The following is a 724-nucleotide window of genomic DNA, read 5'->3' as shown; positions in this document are numbered from 1 at the left end:
ATCCGCTGCTGCGCACGGCAGGCGGCGAGGCCCATTTCGCCTTCTTCTCGGTGATGGGCCAGCTCGTCTTCGGCCTGGCGTCCTTCCTCAGCCCCTGGGCCTTCCAGCTGCTGATGGAGAGGCCCGGCGCGGCCGGCAGTTCCCTGGTGTGGGTCGCCTTCTACTGGATCTTCACGGCCGGCTTCGTCGCCCTCATCCTCGCCAACCAGACCCTGCCCCTGCCCCAGGTCGAGCTCAAGGACGACGAGCGCGCCGGCGGCTGGGCGGCCTACAAGGAGCTGCTGGCGCGGCGTGATGTGCGCCTCTTCTTCCTGGGCATCCTGGCCTATGTCGGCACCGAGCAGGTGCTGGCCAACTGGATGTCGCAGTTCCTGGCCACCTATCACGGCTTCTCGGCCACGGCCGAGGGGGCGGACGCCGTCGCCCGCTTCTGGGGCCTGATGTCCGTCGGCTGCCTGCTCGGCCTGGTGCTGCTGAAGCTGCTGGACTCACGCGTCGTGCTGGCCGGCTTCACCGTGCTGGCCATGGGCTGCGTCGGCATCGCGCTGTTCGGCCCGGCGGCCGCCTCGCTGTGGGCCTTCCCGGCCTCGGGCTTTTGCCTGTCGGTGATGTTCTCCATCGTCTTCTCGCTGGGCCTGAACTCCGTACCCCGCCACCACGGCGCCTTCTCGGGCGTGCTGTGCACCGGCATCCTCGGCGGCGCCGYCGTGCCGCTGCTGGTGGG

General features: G+C 70.0%; 1 protein-coding gene. It reads left to right on the top strand.

Going from position 1 to position 724, the window contains the following annotated elements; genetic code table 11:
• Nucleotides 1–724 (top strand): MFS transporter (locus AC1DU6_RS33940; RefSeq protein WP_477862799.1); only part of this gene is annotated, 724 nt, incomplete at both ends.

The organism is Roseateles sp. P5_B10 (assembly GCF_056400485.1).
The sequence above is the reverse complement of the archived record's forward strand: the minus strand, read 5'-3'. Positions and strand labels throughout refer to the sequence as shown.